Origin of the sequence: Flavobacterium sp. DSR2-3-3 (assembly GCF_049896585.1) — a bacterium.
Taxonomy (GTDB): domain Bacteria; phylum Bacteroidota; class Bacteroidia; order Flavobacteriales; family Flavobacteriaceae; genus Flavobacterium.
The window spans coordinates 91,680-108,570 of the sequence record NZ_JAFCUP010000001.1; the positions used below are offsets into that span (position 1 = coordinate 91,680).

Below are 16,891 nucleotides of genomic sequence, written 5' to 3' on the forward strand. Positions count from 1 at the left end.
CGTTCCAGAAACTGAACTGCATTTATTTACATTCCGGTTCTAATTGCCTCAACAGGATCTAATTTAGAAGCAGAAATAGCTGGAAGAATTCCAGAAATCACACCTACAATAATTGACAATCCTGAACCAATCAATATATTCCAAAAACTCAAAACGAATTCAAAATCCAACACACTAGTTAAAAGTACGGATAACAACCAAACTATCAATAAACCAATTGCTCCACCAATAACACATAAAATAATAGCTTCAAATAAAAATTGAAAAAGTATAAATCTATTTTTTGCTCCTAACGATTTTTGAATCCCAATTAAATTGGTACGCTCTTTTACTGAAACGAACATTATGTTAGCCACTCCAAATCCACCAACTAAAAACGAAAAAACACTAATCAAAATTCCGCCTCCACGCATGGCACTAATGATTCCATCTAACAAATCTGTAAATCCGGAAAGAACATTGATGAAAAAATTATCAATTTCATCTATTTTCATACCGCGATAATTTCGTAGTTTTTGAGCCAGTTCTGCTTTGAACGCATCCATATCAACCCCTTTTTCAGGCTTGACCAGAATTACCGGCGTCAACGCATCATTATTGTCCCCGTACAACTTCCTTAAAAAATTAACCGGAATGAAAGCTGACGTATCATTACTATCGCCAAACATTCCTGCACCTTGTTTTTTCAACATCCCTATAACGGTGAAACGCTGCCCATATAGACGCAGATTTTTCCCGATTGGTTCGCTTTCGCCAAAAAGACTCTTAGCAATATCATATCCTAAAACGATTACAGGAGCTCCAGAATTAGATTCAGATTCATTATAAAATCTTCCCTTTTCAAACTCAAGCCCTTGAATTTCTATAAATTCGTGAGAAACTGGAACAACGTTCACATCACTTACGGATTCCGATTCGAATTTAAGACTTTCTCTACCCACAAAAAACTGATACGCCATTTGATCTAAATTGTTCATTGAGCTTTTTAGATATTCATATTCATCATATTTGACATCCGGAAACTGTTCCCTTTTCCACTGCGGAATTTCGGAAGGACCAAAAGAAAATCGCATTAAATAAATAGTATTTTTATCCAAACTGCTCAAATCTTTTTTTATTTTTTTATCCAAAGAATCTACAGCAGCCAGTACAGCAATGATAGAAAAAATACCGATCGTCACTCCTAGCAAAGAAAGCAAAGTCCGTAACTTATTGTTGCGCAATGCATTCATTGCAAACCCTAAACTCTCTTTTAATAATCGAAGATAAACTAACATACAATCTGTTTTGTGTTAAAGTAAAATTCTATAAATATTATTCAAAAACCTAACGAAAAATCATTTCGTTGCCGCGCTACTCCATTATTTTATGTCCGCCAATGGAACAGCATTAAAAATTACAATTATCTCAATTTCAAATGGCTTTATTTTAACATTAAAAAACTATTTTTGCATTTTATAACTATAACTACACAATGAGTACAACTAAAACAATTCAATCTGCTTTAATCTCTGTCTTTTCAAAAGAAGGATTGGAACCGATAGTAAGACAACTAAATAGTCAAAATGTTACACTTTATTCTACTGGTGGTACAGAGGATTTCATAAAAAACTTAGGGATTCCCGTAATACCCGTAGAAGATGTGACCTCCTACCCTTCTATTTTGGGCGGAAGAGTTAAAACACTTCACCCAAAAGTTTTTGGAGGAATATTAAATCGCCAAGACAACGAGAGCGATGTGCAACAAATGCAAGAATTCAATATCCCCCAAATTGATTTGGTAATCGTGGACTTGTACCCTTTTGAAAAAACAGTTGCATCAGGGGCAAGTGAAGCTGACATCATTGAAAAAATAGATATTGGCGGTATTTCTTTAATTCGTGCTGCCGCAAAAAACTTTAAGGATACTGTAATCGTTGCTTCGGTTGAGCAATATAGTTTACTTCTGGCCATGATTACAGAAAAAAACGGTGGAACAACACTGGAAGACAGAAAATTATTGGCGACAAAAGCATTTCATGTTTCTTCCCATTATGACACTGCAATTTTCAACTATTTCAATACTGATGAAACAATATATAAACAAAGTATTGCAAATGGCCAAGCCTTAAGATACGGCGAAAACCCACATCAAAAAGGATTTTTCTTTGGTGATTTTGACGCTATGTTCAAGAAAGTTCACGGAAAAGAATTATCATACAACAATTTATTAGATGTAGATGCTGCTGTAAATTTGATTAATGAATTCAAAAATGACGGACCTACATTTGCCATATTAAAACATAATAATGCTTGTGGTTTAGCCACTAGAAAAACAGTAAACGAAGCATATTTAGCCGCATTGGCCTGCGACCCAACATCAGCTTTTGGAGGCGTTTTGATTTCCAATACTAAAATTGATGTTGCAACTGCTGTCGAAATCAATAAATTGTTTTGCGAAGTTGTTATTGCTCCGGAATTTGATAAAGAAGCTTCAGCCATTTTACAAGAAAAGAAAAACCGAATTATATTAGTTCAAAACGAGGTTGAATTGCCACAAAAACTCGTACGAACATGCTTAAACGGAATTTTAGTTCAGGAAAGAAATAACATCACAGATACTAAAGAAGCATTAAGAACCGTTACTATAAACACGCCATCAGAACAAGAAATTCAAGATTTGATATTTGCTTCTAAAATTTGCAAAAACACAAAATCAAACACGATTGTTTTTGCAAAAAACGGCACACTTCTTGCTTCCGGGACAGGACAAACATCACGAGTTGATGCCTTGCTTCAAGCCATTGAAAAAGCTAAAAATTTCGGTTTTGATTTGCACGGAGCCTCAATGGCAAGTGATGCTTTTTTCCCTTTTCCGGATTGTGTGGAAATAGCTAAAAAAGCAGGAATTACGGCCGTAATCCAGCCTGGTGGATCTATTAAAGACGAATTAAGTATCAATTATTGCAATGAAAATAAAGTTGCAATGGTATTTACGGGAACGCGTCATTTTAAACATTAATTTGTTTAACTTTGTTCGTTTCAAATTTATAACATTTTAACCCTTAAAAAACTTATGGGATTTTTTGATTTCATGACCGAGGATATTGCGATAGACCTTGGTACCGCTAACACTTTAATCATACATAATGATAAAGTTGTAATTGACAGCCCATCAATAGTTGCCCGCGATAGAATATCTGGTAAAATAATTGCTGTAGGTAAAGAAGCCAGCATGATGCAGGGTAAGACACATGAAAACATTAAAACAATTAGGCCTTTGAAGGATGGTGTAATTGCTGATTTTGATGCTTCTGAAAAAATGATAAGCTTGTTTATAAAAAGCATTCCAGCATTAAAGAAAAGAATGTTTACACCAGCATTAAGAATGGTTGTTTGTATTCCTTCCGGCATTACTGAGGTTGAAATGAGGGCGGTAAAAGAATCATGCGAAAGAGTTAATGGTAAAGAAGTTTATTTAATACACGAACCTATGGCCGCTGCAATAGGTATTGGAATAGACATTATGCAACCTAAAGGAAACATGATTGTTGATATAGGTGGTGGAACAACTGAAATTGCAGTGATTGCATTAGGTGGAATCGTATGTGACAAATCAGTGAAAATTGCTGGTGATGTATTTACGAATGATATTGTATATTATATGCGTACCCAACATAATCTTTTTGTTGGAGAAACTACCGCTGAAAAAATAAAAATTCAAATTGGTGCCGCTATCGAAGATTTAGAAACTCCTCCAGAAGACATGTCTGTTCAAGGTAGAGATTTACTAACAGGTAAGCCAAAACAAGTTGAAGTTTCTTATAGAGAAATTGCAAAAGCATTAGACAAATCCATACAACGTATCGAAGATGCGGTAATGGAAACTTTATCTCAAACACCTCCAGAATTAGCTGCTGATATTTACAATACCGGTATTTATCTGGCTGGTGGAGGATCAATGTTAAGAGGTCTTGACAAAAGAATTTCGCAAAAAACAGATTTACCTGTTTACATTGCTGAAGATCCTTTAAGAGCAGTTGTTAGGGGAACAGGTATGGCGCTTAAAAATATCGTTAAATTTAAAAGTATCCTTATAAAATAACAAAAAAATGAATTCTAAATTCTACTTTTCATTACAAGTTGTCAGTGAAATGGGATTTAGAATTTGATTTTTGATTTATTTAAATATTCAATTTTAAACAATGCAGCAAATATTTAATTTTATTTTTAAAAACAGTAACAGAATACTGTTTTTGCTGCTTTTGGGTATATCGTTAACACTTACGATTCAATCCCATTCCTTCCACAGAAGCAAAATAATTAGTTCTGCAAACTTTTTGAGTGGTGGTGTTTACGAAAAGGTAAACAATCTAAATGAGTATTTAAACTTAAAAACTCACAACGACGCACTTGCACTTGAAAATGCTAAATTAAAAAGCCTTTTATTTAATCGTGAAGATACAACTGCTGTTAAAAAACTAGACAGTCTGAAAGGGGTTAAACCTGATGATATACTTGTTTCAAAAGTCATTAAAAACTCCTATAACATGTATGAAAATTACCTGACTTTAAATTCAGGTAAATTAGACGGCGTAAAACCCGACATGGGAGTAATCAACAGTTTAGGTATTGTAGGAATCATTGAGAATACTTCCAAAAACTATTCAACTGTAATCAGTATTCTGAACAAAAGATCGCAAATTAACGCTAAAATTAAAAAATCAAATCATTTCGGCTCGCTAAATTGGAACGGAAAAAGTACTGGTTTTGTGCAATTGACAGATCTTCCACGATTAGCATTAATAAAAATTGGTGACACTATTGTTACAGGCGGACAGTCGGTTATTTTCCCTGAAAACATCAACATTGGAACAATCGCTAAAATTTACAGAGATAAGCTAACCAACTATTACACCCTTGATGTCAAACTTTTTAACGATATGACTAATTTAGGCCATGTTTATATCATAAAAAGTAAAGATCGTGAAGAAATTATAAATTTAGAAAAAAGAGAAAAAGATGAATAGCGCCTTGTTAGTCAATATTTTCCGATTTATTCTGTTGTTGGCCATTCAAATTATAATATTCAATAATATGAATTTTCTGGGCTACATCAGTCCATTTCCTTACATCTTATTTATAATATTGTATCCCGTAAATGGAAACAAATCAGCACTTGTGGTTACCAGTTTTTTACTTGGAATTATAATGGACTTGTTTAGCAACTCTGGCGGGACACACGCTACGGCGTGTTTAGTTTTAGCATATTTCAGACCTTCTATTTTTAAATTTGCATTTGGTTTAAGTTATGAATATCAAACCATAAAAATTAATGATGTTTTAACGCCACAACGATTTTCTTTTATATTATTGTCCGTTGTGATTCATCACTTTACGTTATTTTTATTGGAGGCATTTCAGTTAAGTTTTATTTTGGACACGTTGATTACAATAGTATTAAGTACCATATTTACAATCATTATTTGCATTATCATAATCTATCTTATTAAGCCAAACAAAAGATGAGAAAAGTCTTGTTGCCTTCCTTAATTATTCTTGCTACTTTTTTACTCGTGATGCGAATATTTTATTTGCAGGTTGTTGATGATACATTAAAGTTGAAATCTGAAAATAATGCGATTAAAAAAAAATACGAATATCCTGAAAGAGGCTACATCTACGATCGAAAAGGAAAGTTATTAGTGGCCAATCAGGCATCCTATGACATCATGGTAATACCTCGTGAAGTAAAAAAAACCGATACCTTAGAATTTTGTCAATTACTGAATATCACCAAAGAAGATTTTATTAAAAAAATTGAAAAGGCTAAAATATACAGTCCTAGATTGCCCTCTGTTTTTTTATCGCAACTGAATAAAAGTGAATTTGCCGCTTTCCAAGAGAAAATACGAAAATACGAAGGTTTTTATTTTCAAAAGCGTTCTCTTCGTGATTATGAAGTGGCTTTTGGCGCTAACGTTTTCGGGTCTATCACTCAGGTAAATGAAAAGCTAGTAGAAAAAAATCCATATTACAACAGTGGCGATTTGATAGGCCGACAGGGAGTTGAAGAAAGCTACGAAGATCTTTTGCGAGGAGTAAAAGGCGTAAAATATTTTCAGAAAGACAAATACAATCGTGAAATTGGTTCGTATAAAGATGGAAAATATGACACTATTGCTGTTCAGGGAGAAGACATAAATCTTACCATAGATGCTGAAATCCAAAAATATGGAGAAGAATTAATGATCAACAAAAGAGGTGGAATTGTTGCAATTGAACCCAGCACGGGAGAAATTTTAGCATTGGTAACAGCACCTTCCTATGACCCTTCAATATTAGTTGGAAGGCAACGATCAAAAAATTACACTAAACTTTATCGCGATTCAATCGCCAAACCGCTTTACGATCGAGGTTTATTGGCAGAATATCCTCCTGGATCTCCTTTCAAAATTTTGACTGGTCTTGTCGCACTTCAAGAGGGTGTTATTGATGAAAATACGACTGTTTTTTGTAATCGAGGATTTAGTTATGCAAGAGGTCGTTTTATGGGGTGTCACTGTCATGGAGGTGCACTTCAGTTACATAGAGGTATCTTTGAGTCTTGTAATTCCTATTTTGCGACGGCGTATATGAAAACGATAAATAAATATGCCAAACCAGCTCAAGCGGTTGATGTTTGGAGTAATCACGTAAAAAGCTTTGGCCTTGGACAATTCATGGGTTACGATTTACCCATTGGTAAAAAAGGTAAAGTTCCAGATTCAAAAACGTATAAACGCATTTATCCGAACGGCGGTTGGAGAAGTACCACTATTGTTTCTAATTCAATTGGTCAAGGAGAAGTTTTAATGACACCAATACAACTGGCTAATATGATGGCAACAGTGGCAAATGAAGGTTATTATTACACACCTCATATCATCAAAAGAATTAAAGGTCACACTATTGACAAAAAGTTTACTACCAAACATGTAACCACAATTGACAAAAGACACTTCAAACCGATGATCAGTGGCTTATTTGACGTGTATAACCTGGGGACAGCGAGTGCTTTAAAGGTTGAAGGAATTGATATTTGCGGTAAGACGGGTACTGCAGAAAATTTTGCGAAAATTGGTGGGGTACGAGTAAAACTAGAAGATCATTCCATATTTGTTGCTTTTGCACCAAAAGACAATCCTAAAATTGCAATTGCAGTTATGGTGGAAAATGGTGGCTATGGCGCAACAATAGCGGGGCCGATTGCCAGCTTGATGATCGAAAAATACCTTCGACAAAAAATCACAAGACTTGATTTAGAGAAAAGGATACTTGCAACCAGCTTACAAAGTAGATACGCTAAATTAGGCGGCCTCTCTGAAGAAGTAAAATTACAATTACGAATTAGTGATTCTCTTCTGAAAAAGAAAACAATGAAGACTTCAACTGTAAAAGCAAAAGTTGACACTATCAAAGAGACCAAACAAGCTATTTAATTCCGATGAAAAACCAAAGCGTAACAAATAATATTGACTGGATAAGCATAATCATCTATGCGTTATTGGTTATTTTGGGCTGGCTTAACATCTATTCCTCCTCGTTATCTTCTATGGAAGATACTTACGAGAAGCAGTTGATATTTATAGTATTAACTATTCCTTTAATTTTCGTAATACTCTCCGTTGATGGGAAATTTTATGAAAAATACGCTAGTATTATTTTTGGAATTTCACTATTATCGTTGGCAGGATTGTTTTTATTTGGAAAAACAATAGCGGGTCAACGTTGTTGGTATGCCGTAGGAAGTTTTACCATTCAACCTTCTGAGTTTGCAAAAGCAGCAACAGCTTTAGCTTTGGCAAAATATCTGAGCGACACTCAAATTAATCTAAAAGATGTGACCCGCCAATGGCAGGCACTTGCGATAATAATTTTACCCGTGCTGCTCATTTTACCACAGCCCGATCCTGGAAGTGCTTTGATTTACAGCATATTCATCATTGTCTTGTACCGCGAAGGACTTCCGGCTTGGTATGTATGGACCGGTTTTATAACCATTCTTCTGTTTGTATTAACGCTGGTATTAGAACCTCAATATGTAATCCTAATCGGATTGTTGGCGCTATTAATCATACACTTTAAATCTAGATTAGCCGATAGGAATATCATTTTGAGCAGTATTCTTTTTGTGTTGCTATCAGGATTTGTTTTATCTGTGGACTATGTTTTTGACAATGTATTTAAACAACACCACAGGGATCGTTTTAATATCCTTTTAGGGAAAACAGTTGACTTGAAAGGCATTGGATATAATACCAATCAATCCGAAATTGCTATAGGATCTGGAGGTTGGTTAGGTAAAGGATTTCTTGAAGGCACTCAAACAAAAGGTGGCTTTGTTCCAGAACAACATACGGATTACATTTTCACTACTGTAGGCGAAGAATGGGGATTTGCCGGTTCTTTGGTCGTAATAGCCCTTTTTACAGGTCTATTCCTAAGAATAATTTACTTAGCCGAAAGACAAAAAACAAAATTCAGCAGAGTTTATGGATATTGTGTTGCAGGAATCTTATTCACACACTTCTTTGTAAATATTGCGATGGTGGTAGGTATTTTTCCAACAATTGGGGTTCCGCTTCCATTCTTTTCATACGGAGGTTCTGGGCTTTGGGGATTCACTATCTTATTGTTTATATTCATAAAAATGGATGCGAATAAAGTGAACGAATGGTAATTTGAAAGCTTTAAGCCAAGGAAATTCGTTACGACCAAAGTGTTAATATAACTATGAGCTTTTGATCAAAGAGCAAGATTTTAAAGGTATTCACCCTATTGACTGTTCAACTAAATCCTATAGCTCTGAATTATTAACCAAAAGTTCGGCCACTATTTTGACACAAATCCGTCCATTAATTGCTTGTATTTCGGCAAATTAAATTACTCTGAATGATACACAAAGAACATTGATTAAAATTTACTTAATTATCTCCAAAAGTTATATTTAAACGAAAACGATGGTTATCAAAATAAAAACGCCCTGTAAATCTTTTGAATTTATAGGGCGTTTTAGTTATTATTGTTCGAAAACCTTATTCTTACGATTTAGCTAATTTAGCTTTTTTAATTTTTACTGGTATATTCTTTCTAGAAATTACTTTAGATTGTAAATCATCTAATACATTAAGTGCTTCTTCAACATAAATATCTTTGGATAACTCATCATGCCATCTCTCTCTTTTATCTTTTAAAGTAACATCTTTACTCATGGCATCCGTTTCATAAGGCAACGAAGTAAATATGAATGAATTTTTATAATCTACAATTGGTTTGTATTTTTTAGCTTTCTCCTCTATCTCTGATTGAGCAATTTTAAATTTTTCAATATTTAAACTGTACACATTCTCCTCGCTTCTGCTGTCAATCCATTTCGCATTCTCTTCAATTAATTGAAATTGTGCGTTTTGAGCGATTCTATTTTTACTATTTGTAATTGCTTGATTAAAGTTGGAATTATTATTCCATATTTGATAATCAGCTTTATCTATTTTATCCCAAGGCATCGCATTGTCAACATCACGCTCTCCCATTTTTAGATAAGCATATCGGTCCGGCATCACAACATCGCTGCTTACTCCTTCTAACTGAGTAGAACCTCCATTTATTCTGTAAAACTTCTGCGTTGTTGTTTTGATAGCTCCTAAATCCCCAACAGAACTACTGCGCACGAATTGGTTCAAATCAATTACATTTTGGACAGTTCCTTTACCATAGGTTTGTTTACTCCCTATAATAATTCCTCTTTTATAATCTTGTATTGCTGCCGCTAAAATTTCAGAAGCAGATGCGGAGAAACTATTTACCATAATTACCAACGGTCCGTCCCATTCAATTTTTGCATCTCTGTCGTACAGCACTTCTTTTTTTCTACCCGCAGATTTTATCTGAACGATTGGCCCTTGTTCTATAAATAATCCTGCAATGTCAACAACCGTTGACAAAGATCCTCCACCGTCATCACGAACATCCAAAACAATTCCGTTTACTCCTGCTTTCTTCAATCGATCCACTTCTAAAGCAATATCTTTTCCGGCATCTCTACCATCTGCGTTTTCGAAATCAATATAAAATTTTGGCAAATAGATTACTCCATATTTCAGCCCGTTTTTGTTTACGATACTGGACTTCGCATACGTTTCTTCTATTTCAACAATATCTCTTACAATAGAAATAATCTTAATTGTCCCATCTACTTTTTTTACAGTAAGGCGCACTTCCGAACCTTTAGGACCTTTTATTTTCTTCACTACATCATCAAGACGCATTCCAACTACATCAACCGCTTCACCATTTCCTTGCGCAACTTTCATTATTAAATCCCCTGCTTCTAATTGTTTTCCTCTCCAAGCAGGACCGCCAGAAATAAGCTCTGAAATTTCCGTTAAATCATTTTTCTTTTGAAGGCGAGCCCCAATTCCTTCTAATTTCCCGCTTATGCTTACATCAAAACGCTCTTTTTCTTCAGCTGCAAAATAATTTGTATGTGGATCAAAACGTGCTGTAATGGAATTGATGTATACAGAAAACCAATCGTTTCTGTCCAAATCTTTTATAAATCCAAAATACTCATCAAGCGATTTTACCGAATTTTCTCTAGTTTCTTTTTCTAAAACATTAAAAGATTTAACAACATAATTTGCATCATTTTTCTTTTTATCCTCCTCTAATTTTTGTTTGTCAATTAAAGACGACAGTGCAGACAATTTAATTTGTTTTCGCCATTTATCATTAAGTTCAGCATCGTTTTTAGGGTAAGGAGCTTTTTCGTAATCAATATTGAAACTTTCATCAATAGTATAGTCAAAAGGTTTGCTCAAAACATCTTTGTAGATTTTAGTACTTTCGTTCATTCTTTTAATCAAACGCTCATAAGTCAAATTAAAGAAAGACAAATCTTTATTTAATAACTGGTCATCTAGTTGCAATTCGAATTTTGAAAATTCATCAATATCAGATTGCAAAAAGAATCGTTTCGACGGATCCAAAGCCTCAATATAATCTTTGTAAATCCCCTTCGAAAAAGTATCGTCGATTTTCGCTGGACTATAATGGCCTTTTTCAATTACAAAAGTTAATAACTCCAAAAGCAGCTTGTCCTTTTCAGGATCATTTGCTTTAGACGCATTCATTTTGAAGGCAAATAATGTTAGCGAAAGAAATACGACAACAAGGATAATTTTATAATTTCTTTTCATAAAGTTAAGAGTAGTATTCATCAATTTTTATTCTAAGTTACGGTAAAAACTATGCCAACGTCAGCAGGGCTCCCATAAATTTTTGTTAAAGATATAAAAATGTTTTTTTTTATTAACTTAAATGAATCAAGATAACATATTTTTATCTTTTGTTTACTTAATCCCATTTTGTGTAATTACATTTGCCATTAAAATCATAAAACCAACCTTTTTTTACCAAAATAATAATGAAAAAAACTAGACCTTTAATTTTAATAACGAATGACGATGGCATTACAGCGCCAGGCATCAGAGCCCTAATTTCGGTTATGGCAGAATTGGGAGAAATCGTTGTGGTCGCTCCAGATACACCACAAAGCGCCACGGGTCATTCCATTACCATCAACAGCACGTTATATTTGAATAAAATTTCAAAAGACACAGATCCTTTTTTAGAATACAGTTGCTCTGGAACACCAGTTGATTGTGTCAAACTGGCTGTAAACGAAATTTTGAAACGAAAACCTGACTTGTGCGTTTCTGGCGTTAATCACGGTTCAAATTCTTCGATAAATGTGATTTATTCCGGAACAATGAGTGCCGCCGTTGAAGCGGGAATAGAAGGAATTCCCGCTATCGGATTCTCATTATTGGATTACGACTGGAATGCCAATTTTGAGAATATAAAATCATTTATCCGCAAAATATCTGTAGAAGTTCTTGAAAATGGACTTCCGGAAGGCGTAGTTTTGAATGTTAATTTTCCTAAATTAGAACAAAAAGACATCAAAGGAATTAGGATTTGTCGTCAAGCGAAAGCAATTTGGGTAGAGAAATTCGATAAAAGAAAAACGCCTCAGGGGCGAGACTATTACTGGCTGGCAGGCGAATTTGTAAACCAAGACAAAGGAGAAGACACGGATGAATGGGCCTTAGAAAATGGCTTTGTATCAGTCGTTCCTGTACAATTTGACTTGACCGCACACCACGCCATACAACAACTTAATACCTGGAAATGGAATGAATAAAAAAGACTTATTATTTGGATTTTTATTAGGGTTTGCAACTACGCTGCTTGGATCTTATATTTTTATAACCATTTTTACGGAATTCAAATTCATCGCAGGAATTCAAATCATGAAATCACAGGGAAACCTAGGTAAAATAATCACTTTGGGATCAATTATGACGCTAATAGCATTTGGAATTTTACTCAAAATGAATAAAGAAATGATGGCGCGTGGTGTTGTTTTGGCAGTCATTGCCTTGGCGATTCTCACTTTATTTATTTAAGTTTATCTTTGCAGCAGAATAAAATGATTGCAGCAAAAATGATTTTGTCTGTTTGATTTTAAAAATTCCAAATCGAAAAAACATGAAATATTATATAATTGCGGGAGAAGCCTCAGGTGATTTGCATGGTTCTAATTTGATGAAAGAGCTATACAAAAAAGATCCTAATGCTGACATCCGTTTTTGGGGCGGTGATTTAATGAAAAATGTTGGCGGTATATTAGTGAAACACTATCGTGAATTAGCGTTTATGGGATTTATCGAAGTGATTTTTAATCTAAAAACAATTCTGAACAACATAAATATCTGTAAAAAAGACATTCTTAAATTTCAGCCTGACGTACTTATTTTCATCGATTATCCCGGATTTAATTTGCGAATTGCCAAATGGGCAAAAGCATTGGGAAAGAAAACCCATTACTATATCTCTCCGCAAATCTGGGCGTGGAAAGAAAGCAGAATTACAGATATCAAGCGCGATATTGATAAAATGTACGTGATTTTACCTTTTGAAAAAAAGTTTTATGAGGACAAACATCATTTTCCAGTCGAATTTGTTGGTCATCCACTGATTGATGCCATTCACGATCATTCATCAGTTGATCCCGTTCTTTTCAGAAAAGAAAACCAATTAAACGACAAACCAATTATCGCCATTTTACCCGGCAGCAGAAAGCAGGAAATTACTAAAATGCTATCTGCAATGCTCAGTGTGGTCAAAGATTTTCCGGATTATCAATTTGTAATTGCGGGTGCTCCAAGTCAGGAATTTTCTTTTTACCAAAATTTTATCACGCAGGAAAACATAAAATTCATCTCAAACAAAACCTATGATTTATTGCGAAATGCAACTGCAGCCTTAGTCACATCAGGAACTGCAACACTGGAAACGGCGCTGTTTAAAGTTCCCGAAGTAGTTTGTTATAAAGGCAGTTGGGCTTCGTACCAAATTGCGAAACGAATTATTACACTCAAATACATTTCATTAGTGAATTTGATTATGGATGAAGAAGTGGTAACCGAGTTAATTCAAGACGAATGCACTACAAAACGCATTAGGGAAGAACTCGAAAAAATATTAAAAACGAGTCATCGCGATACGCTTTTAAAAAAATATGCGTTATTAGAAGAGCAATTAGGCGGAATTGGAGCCAGTGAAAAAACGGCTGCATTGATTGTAAATGATTTAAAATAATCTGTAATTTATTTCCAAATTTTAAAATCATCTAAAAAAAAAACTCTTTTGAAAAGATTACTATACCTTCTGTGCCTTGGCATCTTTTTTACCGCTTGTAAATCGACATCCTCCATTGTAACTTCAAAAGAAAGAGAGTCAAAAGAGAAATTAACTCGATCCGAAAAGAGAAAAGCAAATCAACTAGCCGAACAATTAATCGATGCAGCTATTGAAAATTTGGGTGTAAAATACAAATATGCTGGCACAACAAAAGCTGGTTTTGACTGTTCGGGTTTAATGTACACCATTTTTAATTCGGAAAATATTAGTCTTCCACGGAATTCCTTTCAACAATCAAAAATTGGCATTGTTTTAAATCCAAAAAAAGAACAAGCCCAAAAAGGCGATTTAATTTTTTTTAAAACGAATAAAAACAAAGAAATTAATCATGTTGGAATCGTGATTGAAGCAACCGATGAAGAAATAAAATTCATTCACTCCTCCACTTCAAAAGGAGTAATTATTTCCTCGACCAAAGAACCTTACTACAAAAAAACCTTCGTCCAAATCAACCGTGTTCTTTAATTAGTTCTCTTTTGGGAAAGAATTTAGTTTTTCAAATTATAAAAAATCGAGAAATAATTATATCTGTTTCTTACTAAAAATGTGTACTTTAGAGTTATGAAAGTACTACAATTCCCACTAGCGAGAATTACATTCGGGTTTGTTATCGGTTTGCTTTTTGGACATTATTTCCAGCTCTCAATCAAGGCACTGTTTGTTGTACTTTTCATATTCATCTGTGTTTTTGTAATGCTGTATTTTTTATCCAAAAAAAACAGTAAATTATCGACCTATTTTGGAATCGGAACTTATTTACTTTCCGTTATTATCGGCCTTTCAACGCAAATCATTCATACCGATCTTTTCAAAAAAAACAACTACACTCACAACAAGGAAATTTTTGAACAACCGCATATCATTTCACTAACGATCCGAGAAAAGCTGAAAAGTTCAACGTTTAGCGATCGCTATTTAGCAATTGTTAATCATATCGACCAGAAAGAACAAACAGGAAGAATCATATTAAACATTCAAAATGACAGTTTGCACCACGTTCTTGAAGTTGGGAATTCTTTGTTGATAAAAGGCACTTTAGCAAAAAACAAACCGCCAAATAACCCAAACCAATTTGATTACAGCAAATACCTTGAAAATAAACAAATCTATGCGCAGCTGTATGCCGATGTTGACGAAATAAAAATTGGAACTGAAATAGAAAAAAACATTTGGTATTATTCTTCTAAATTGAGAACCCGAATTATTCGCAATTTAGAAAAAAACGACTTCAACAAAACCGAGTTGAATGTCGCCATTGCTTTAATAATGGGACAACAACAAGATATTTCACCAGACATAATTCGGGATTATCAATATGCCGGAGCAGTACATATTTTATCCGTTTCTGGATTGCATATTGGATTCATTCTGCTTTTTGTAACCTTTATTCTAAAACCAATTCCCAATACCAAGCGAGGTTCTTTTGTAAAGTTAATCACTATTCTTATCTCATTATCCATGTTCGGGATCATTGCCGGTTTAGCACCTTCAGTGGTTCGTTCCGTAACTATGTTTTCGTTTGTAGCGATTGGAAATCATCTTCGGAGAAGTGTGAATATTTATCACACATTATTAGTTTCTATATTGTTGATTTTACTTTTCGAACCTTCTTTTCTGTTTGATGTTGGCTTTCAATTAAGTTATATCGCTTTGTTTTTTATCATTTGGCTGCAGCCACTTTTATCTTCCATTTGGAAACCAAAATACAAAGTTTCAAAATATATTTGGGATATCCTTACCGTTTCTTTTGCGGCACAAATAGGCACTTTACCTCTGAGCATTTATTATTTCCATCAATTTCCCGGTTTGTTTTTTGTCACTAATATGATTGTTATTCCGATACTAAGCATCATTATGATTTTAGGTGTTTTGGTAATGCTTTTAGCAGCGTTCAACATAATTGCCTTATTCCTGTCTCAACTGCTGGAATGGAGTATTTATTATTTAAATAAAATCATCAACGCAATTGCCTCCTTGGAACAGTTCATTATTGAGGATATTCCACTTCACTTTTATCTTTTGCTTAGCGCTTATTTACTATTGTTTACGTTAATCATTTGGTTCAAAAAACCAAGTTTTAATAAATTGGCTATGGTCTTGATTTCCATCCTCATTTTACAATTTTCATATTTTACAATAGCGTATAAAATTCAAACTGAAGAGGAATTTATCGTTTTCAACAGCAGAAAAAGCACCATGATTGCGGAGAGAAATGGTGAAAACATTTTAATTTATGCCAATGACAGTATTTTGAAAACCGCCCAGCGAAACAATCTATTAAAATCCTATCGCATTGAAAACTTAAGCACTTTACAACAGAAAAAGCGACTTCAAAATTTCATCTTCTTTAATGGGAAAAAGATTTTTGTGTTAGACAGCTCGGGAATTTATCCAAAAAACATCAATCCGGATATTGTCGTATTGACACAATCGGCAAAAATAAACGCAGACCGTTTGATTCAAATAATGAAACCCAAATTAGTTATAGCTGATGCGTCAAACTTTAAAAACATTCAAAAACTATGGAAAGCCAGTTGTAAAAAACAGAAAATCCCTTTTCACGCAACTGCCGAAAAGGGATTTTATAAATTGAATTAAAAATTTTTATTTTTTCAGAAAACCATTTGCTACAGCTAACCAAGCTGAAGGTCCGCCGGCTACATAACCTGTACTTCCTATACCTTCAAAATTAACTTTACCATCTTTTGTGATGGCATTTGCAAGTACAATGGTTGGGAACCCTTGAATTCCAAAAGCCATTTGTAATTCACTATTTTGTTTTTTAATGTCAGGTGTCTGCGGCGCTTTCCTTGGATAATCCAATTCGACTAAAACTACATTTTCCTTGGCCCAAACCGCGAATTCAGGTGTTTTCAAAACTTCTTTTTGCAAACGAATACACCATCCGCACCAATCACTTCCGGTGAAAAACAACAATAATGGTTTCTTGGTTTCCTTCGAAATTTCCATTGCCTTGGTGACATTGGTTTCCCAAACTAGTTCTTGAGCATCGGCTGCAAATGAGCCGGCAAACAGTAATAAAGCAACTATAATTTTCTTCATGTTTATAATTTTATTGGTTTAAAATCAAAAATGATGCCTA

At 34.2% G+C, this 16,891-nt stretch carries 14 protein-coding genes; 11 read left to right on the top strand and 3 right to left on the bottom strand.

Translation table 11 applies throughout. The annotated features are described in order from the left end of the window. Positions 1-26: 26 nt before the first annotated feature. Positions 27-1,277, bottom strand: a complete 1,251-nt coding sequence (locus ACP7AQ_RS00395) for an ABC transporter permease (RefSeq protein WP_426064479.1) — start codon at positions 1,275-1,277, stop codon at positions 27-29. Between the two features lie 197 nt (positions 1,278-1,474). Here ACP7AQ_RS00395 and purH point away from each other — a divergent pair, with 197 nt between their 5' ends. From purH to rodA, 6 genes are all read left to right on the top strand, one after another. Continuing rightward, the gene (gene purH / locus ACP7AQ_RS00400) at positions 1,475-3,001 is read left to right on the top strand and encodes a bifunctional phosphoribosylaminoimidazolecarboxamide formyltransferase/IMP cyclohydrolase (RefSeq protein WP_426093932.1); all 1,527 of its coding nucleotides are present in this window, start codon (positions 1,475-1,477) and stop codon (positions 2,999-3,001) included. A 54-nt stretch (positions 3,002-3,055) separates the two neighbouring features. Beyond that, complete coding sequence (locus ACP7AQ_RS00405) at positions 3,056-4,084, top strand: rod shape-determining protein (protein ID WP_091204281.1); 1,029 nt, start codon at positions 3,056-3,058, stop codon at positions 4,082-4,084. Between the two features lie 100 nt (positions 4,085-4,184). Further along, on the top strand, positions 4,185-5,009 hold the full coding sequence (gene mreC, locus ACP7AQ_RS00410) for a rod shape-determining protein MreC (protein WP_426093934.1): 825 nt from the start codon (positions 4,185-4,187) through the stop codon (positions 5,007-5,009). Then, the gene (gene mreD / locus ACP7AQ_RS00415) at positions 5,002-5,508 is read left to right on the top strand and encodes a rod shape-determining protein MreD (RefSeq protein ID WP_426064482.1); all 507 of its coding nucleotides are present in this window, start codon (positions 5,002-5,004) and stop codon (positions 5,506-5,508) included. The genes mreC and mreD overlap by 8 nt, the downstream gene beginning before the upstream one ends. Then, on the top strand, positions 5,505-7,460 hold the full coding sequence (gene mrdA / locus ACP7AQ_RS00420) for a penicillin-binding protein 2 (protein ID WP_426093936.1): 1,956 nt from the start codon (positions 5,505-5,507) through the stop codon (positions 7,458-7,460). Before mreD ends, mrdA begins: the two co-directional genes overlap by 4 nt. Positions 7,461-7,465: 5 nt before the next feature. Beyond that, positions 7,466-8,701, top strand: coding sequence for a rod shape-determining protein RodA (gene rodA / locus ACP7AQ_RS00425; protein ID WP_426090323.1), 1,236 nt, complete (start codon positions 7,466-7,468; stop codon positions 8,699-8,701). A 361-nt stretch (positions 8,702-9,062) separates the two neighbouring features. Here the strand turns inward: rodA and ACP7AQ_RS00430 are convergent, their stop codons facing one another. Beyond that, positions 9,063-11,240 carry a carboxy terminal-processing peptidase gene (locus tag ACP7AQ_RS00430; RefSeq protein ID WP_426093938.1) on the bottom strand — a complete coding sequence of 726 codons (2,178 nt, stop codon included), beginning with the start codon at positions 11,238-11,240 and terminating at the stop codon, positions 9,063-9,065. A gap of 206 nt (positions 11,241-11,446) precedes the next feature. Between ACP7AQ_RS00430 and surE the strand changes: the two genes are divergently transcribed. The 5 genes from surE (at position 11,447) to ACP7AQ_RS00455 (ending at position 16,386) form a co-directional block, all read left to right on the top strand. Next, a complete protein-coding gene (surE, locus tag ACP7AQ_RS00435; RefSeq protein ID WP_426093940.1) occupies positions 11,447-12,226 on the top strand; it encodes a 5'/3'-nucleotidase SurE in 780 nt (259 codons plus the stop codon). After that, positions 12,219-12,491 (top strand): hypothetical protein, encoded by a 273-nt coding sequence (locus ACP7AQ_RS00440; protein WP_426064487.1) that lies wholly within the window; start codon positions 12,219-12,221, stop codon positions 12,489-12,491. The genes surE and ACP7AQ_RS00440 overlap by 8 nt, the downstream gene beginning before the upstream one ends. An 82-nt stretch (positions 12,492-12,573) precedes the next feature. Further along, positions 12,574-13,686, top strand: a complete 1,113-nt coding sequence (gene lpxB / locus ACP7AQ_RS00445; RefSeq protein ID WP_426093942.1) for a lipid-A-disaccharide synthase — start codon at positions 12,574-12,576, stop codon at positions 13,684-13,686. Positions 13,687-13,734: 48 nt separating this feature from the next. Then, positions 13,735-14,253 carry a C40 family peptidase gene (locus ACP7AQ_RS00450; protein ID WP_426064489.1) on the top strand — a complete coding sequence of 173 codons (519 nt, stop codon included), beginning with the start codon at positions 13,735-13,737 and terminating at the stop codon, positions 14,251-14,253. 96 nt (positions 14,254-14,349) lie between these two features. After that, entirely contained in the window at positions 14,350-16,386 is a 2,037-nt protein-coding gene (locus tag ACP7AQ_RS00455) for a ComEC/Rec2 family competence protein (protein ID WP_426093944.1), read from the top strand. A gap of 6 nt (positions 16,387-16,392) precedes the next feature. On the opposite strand, the gene ACP7AQ_RS00460 is transcribed toward ACP7AQ_RS00455, so the two are convergent. Next, positions 16,393-16,851: a thioredoxin family protein gene (locus ACP7AQ_RS00460; RefSeq protein WP_426064491.1), complete on the bottom strand. Its 459-nt coding sequence runs from the start codon at positions 16,849-16,851 to the stop codon at positions 16,393-16,395. Positions 16,852-16,891 lie beyond the last annotated feature (40 nt).

Excerpts from the sequence above, each read along its gene's own strand:
- ACP7AQ_RS00455 (WP_426093944.1), top strand. The coding sequence starts at position 14,350 with ATGAAAGTACTACAATTCCCACTAGCGAGAATTACATTCGGGTTTGTT.
- mreC (WP_426093934.1), top strand. The coding sequence starts at position 4,185 with ATGCAGCAAATATTTAATTTTATTTTTAAAAACAGTAACAGAATACTG.
- mreD (WP_426064482.1), top strand. The coding sequence starts at position 5,002 with ATGAATAGCGCCTTGTTAGTCAATATTTTCCGATTTATTCTGTTGTTG.
- mrdA (WP_426093936.1), top strand. The coding sequence starts at position 5,505 with ATGAGAAAAGTCTTGTTGCCTTCCTTAATTATTCTTGCTACTTTTTTA.
- rodA (WP_426090323.1), top strand. The coding sequence starts at position 7,466 with ATGAAAAACCAAAGCGTAACAAATAATATTGACTGGATAAGCATAATC.
- ACP7AQ_RS00405 (WP_091204281.1), top strand. The coding sequence starts at position 3,056 with ATGGGATTTTTTGATTTCATGACCGAGGATATTGCGATAGACCTTGGT.
- lpxB (WP_426093942.1), top strand. The coding sequence starts at position 12,574 with ATGAAATATTATATAATTGCGGGAGAAGCCTCAGGTGATTTGCATGGT.
- surE (WP_426093940.1), top strand. The coding sequence starts at position 11,447 with ATGAAAAAAACTAGACCTTTAATTTTAATAACGAATGACGATGGCATT.
- ACP7AQ_RS00460 (WP_426064491.1), bottom strand. The coding sequence starts at position 16,851 with ATGAAGAAAATTATAGTTGCTTTATTACTGTTTGCCGGCTCATTTGCA.
- ACP7AQ_RS00395 (WP_426064479.1), bottom strand. The coding sequence starts at position 1,277 with ATGTTAGTTTATCTTCGATTATTAAAAGAGAGTTTAGGGTTTGCAATG.
- purH (WP_426093932.1), top strand. The coding sequence starts at position 1,475 with ATGAGTACAACTAAAACAATTCAATCTGCTTTAATCTCTGTCTTTTCA.
- ACP7AQ_RS00440 (WP_426064487.1), top strand. The coding sequence starts at position 12,219 with ATGAATAAAAAAGACTTATTATTTGGATTTTTATTAGGGTTTGCAACT.
- ACP7AQ_RS00430 (WP_426093938.1), bottom strand. The coding sequence starts at position 11,240 with ATGAATACTACTCTTAACTTTATGAAAAGAAATTATAAAATTATCCTT.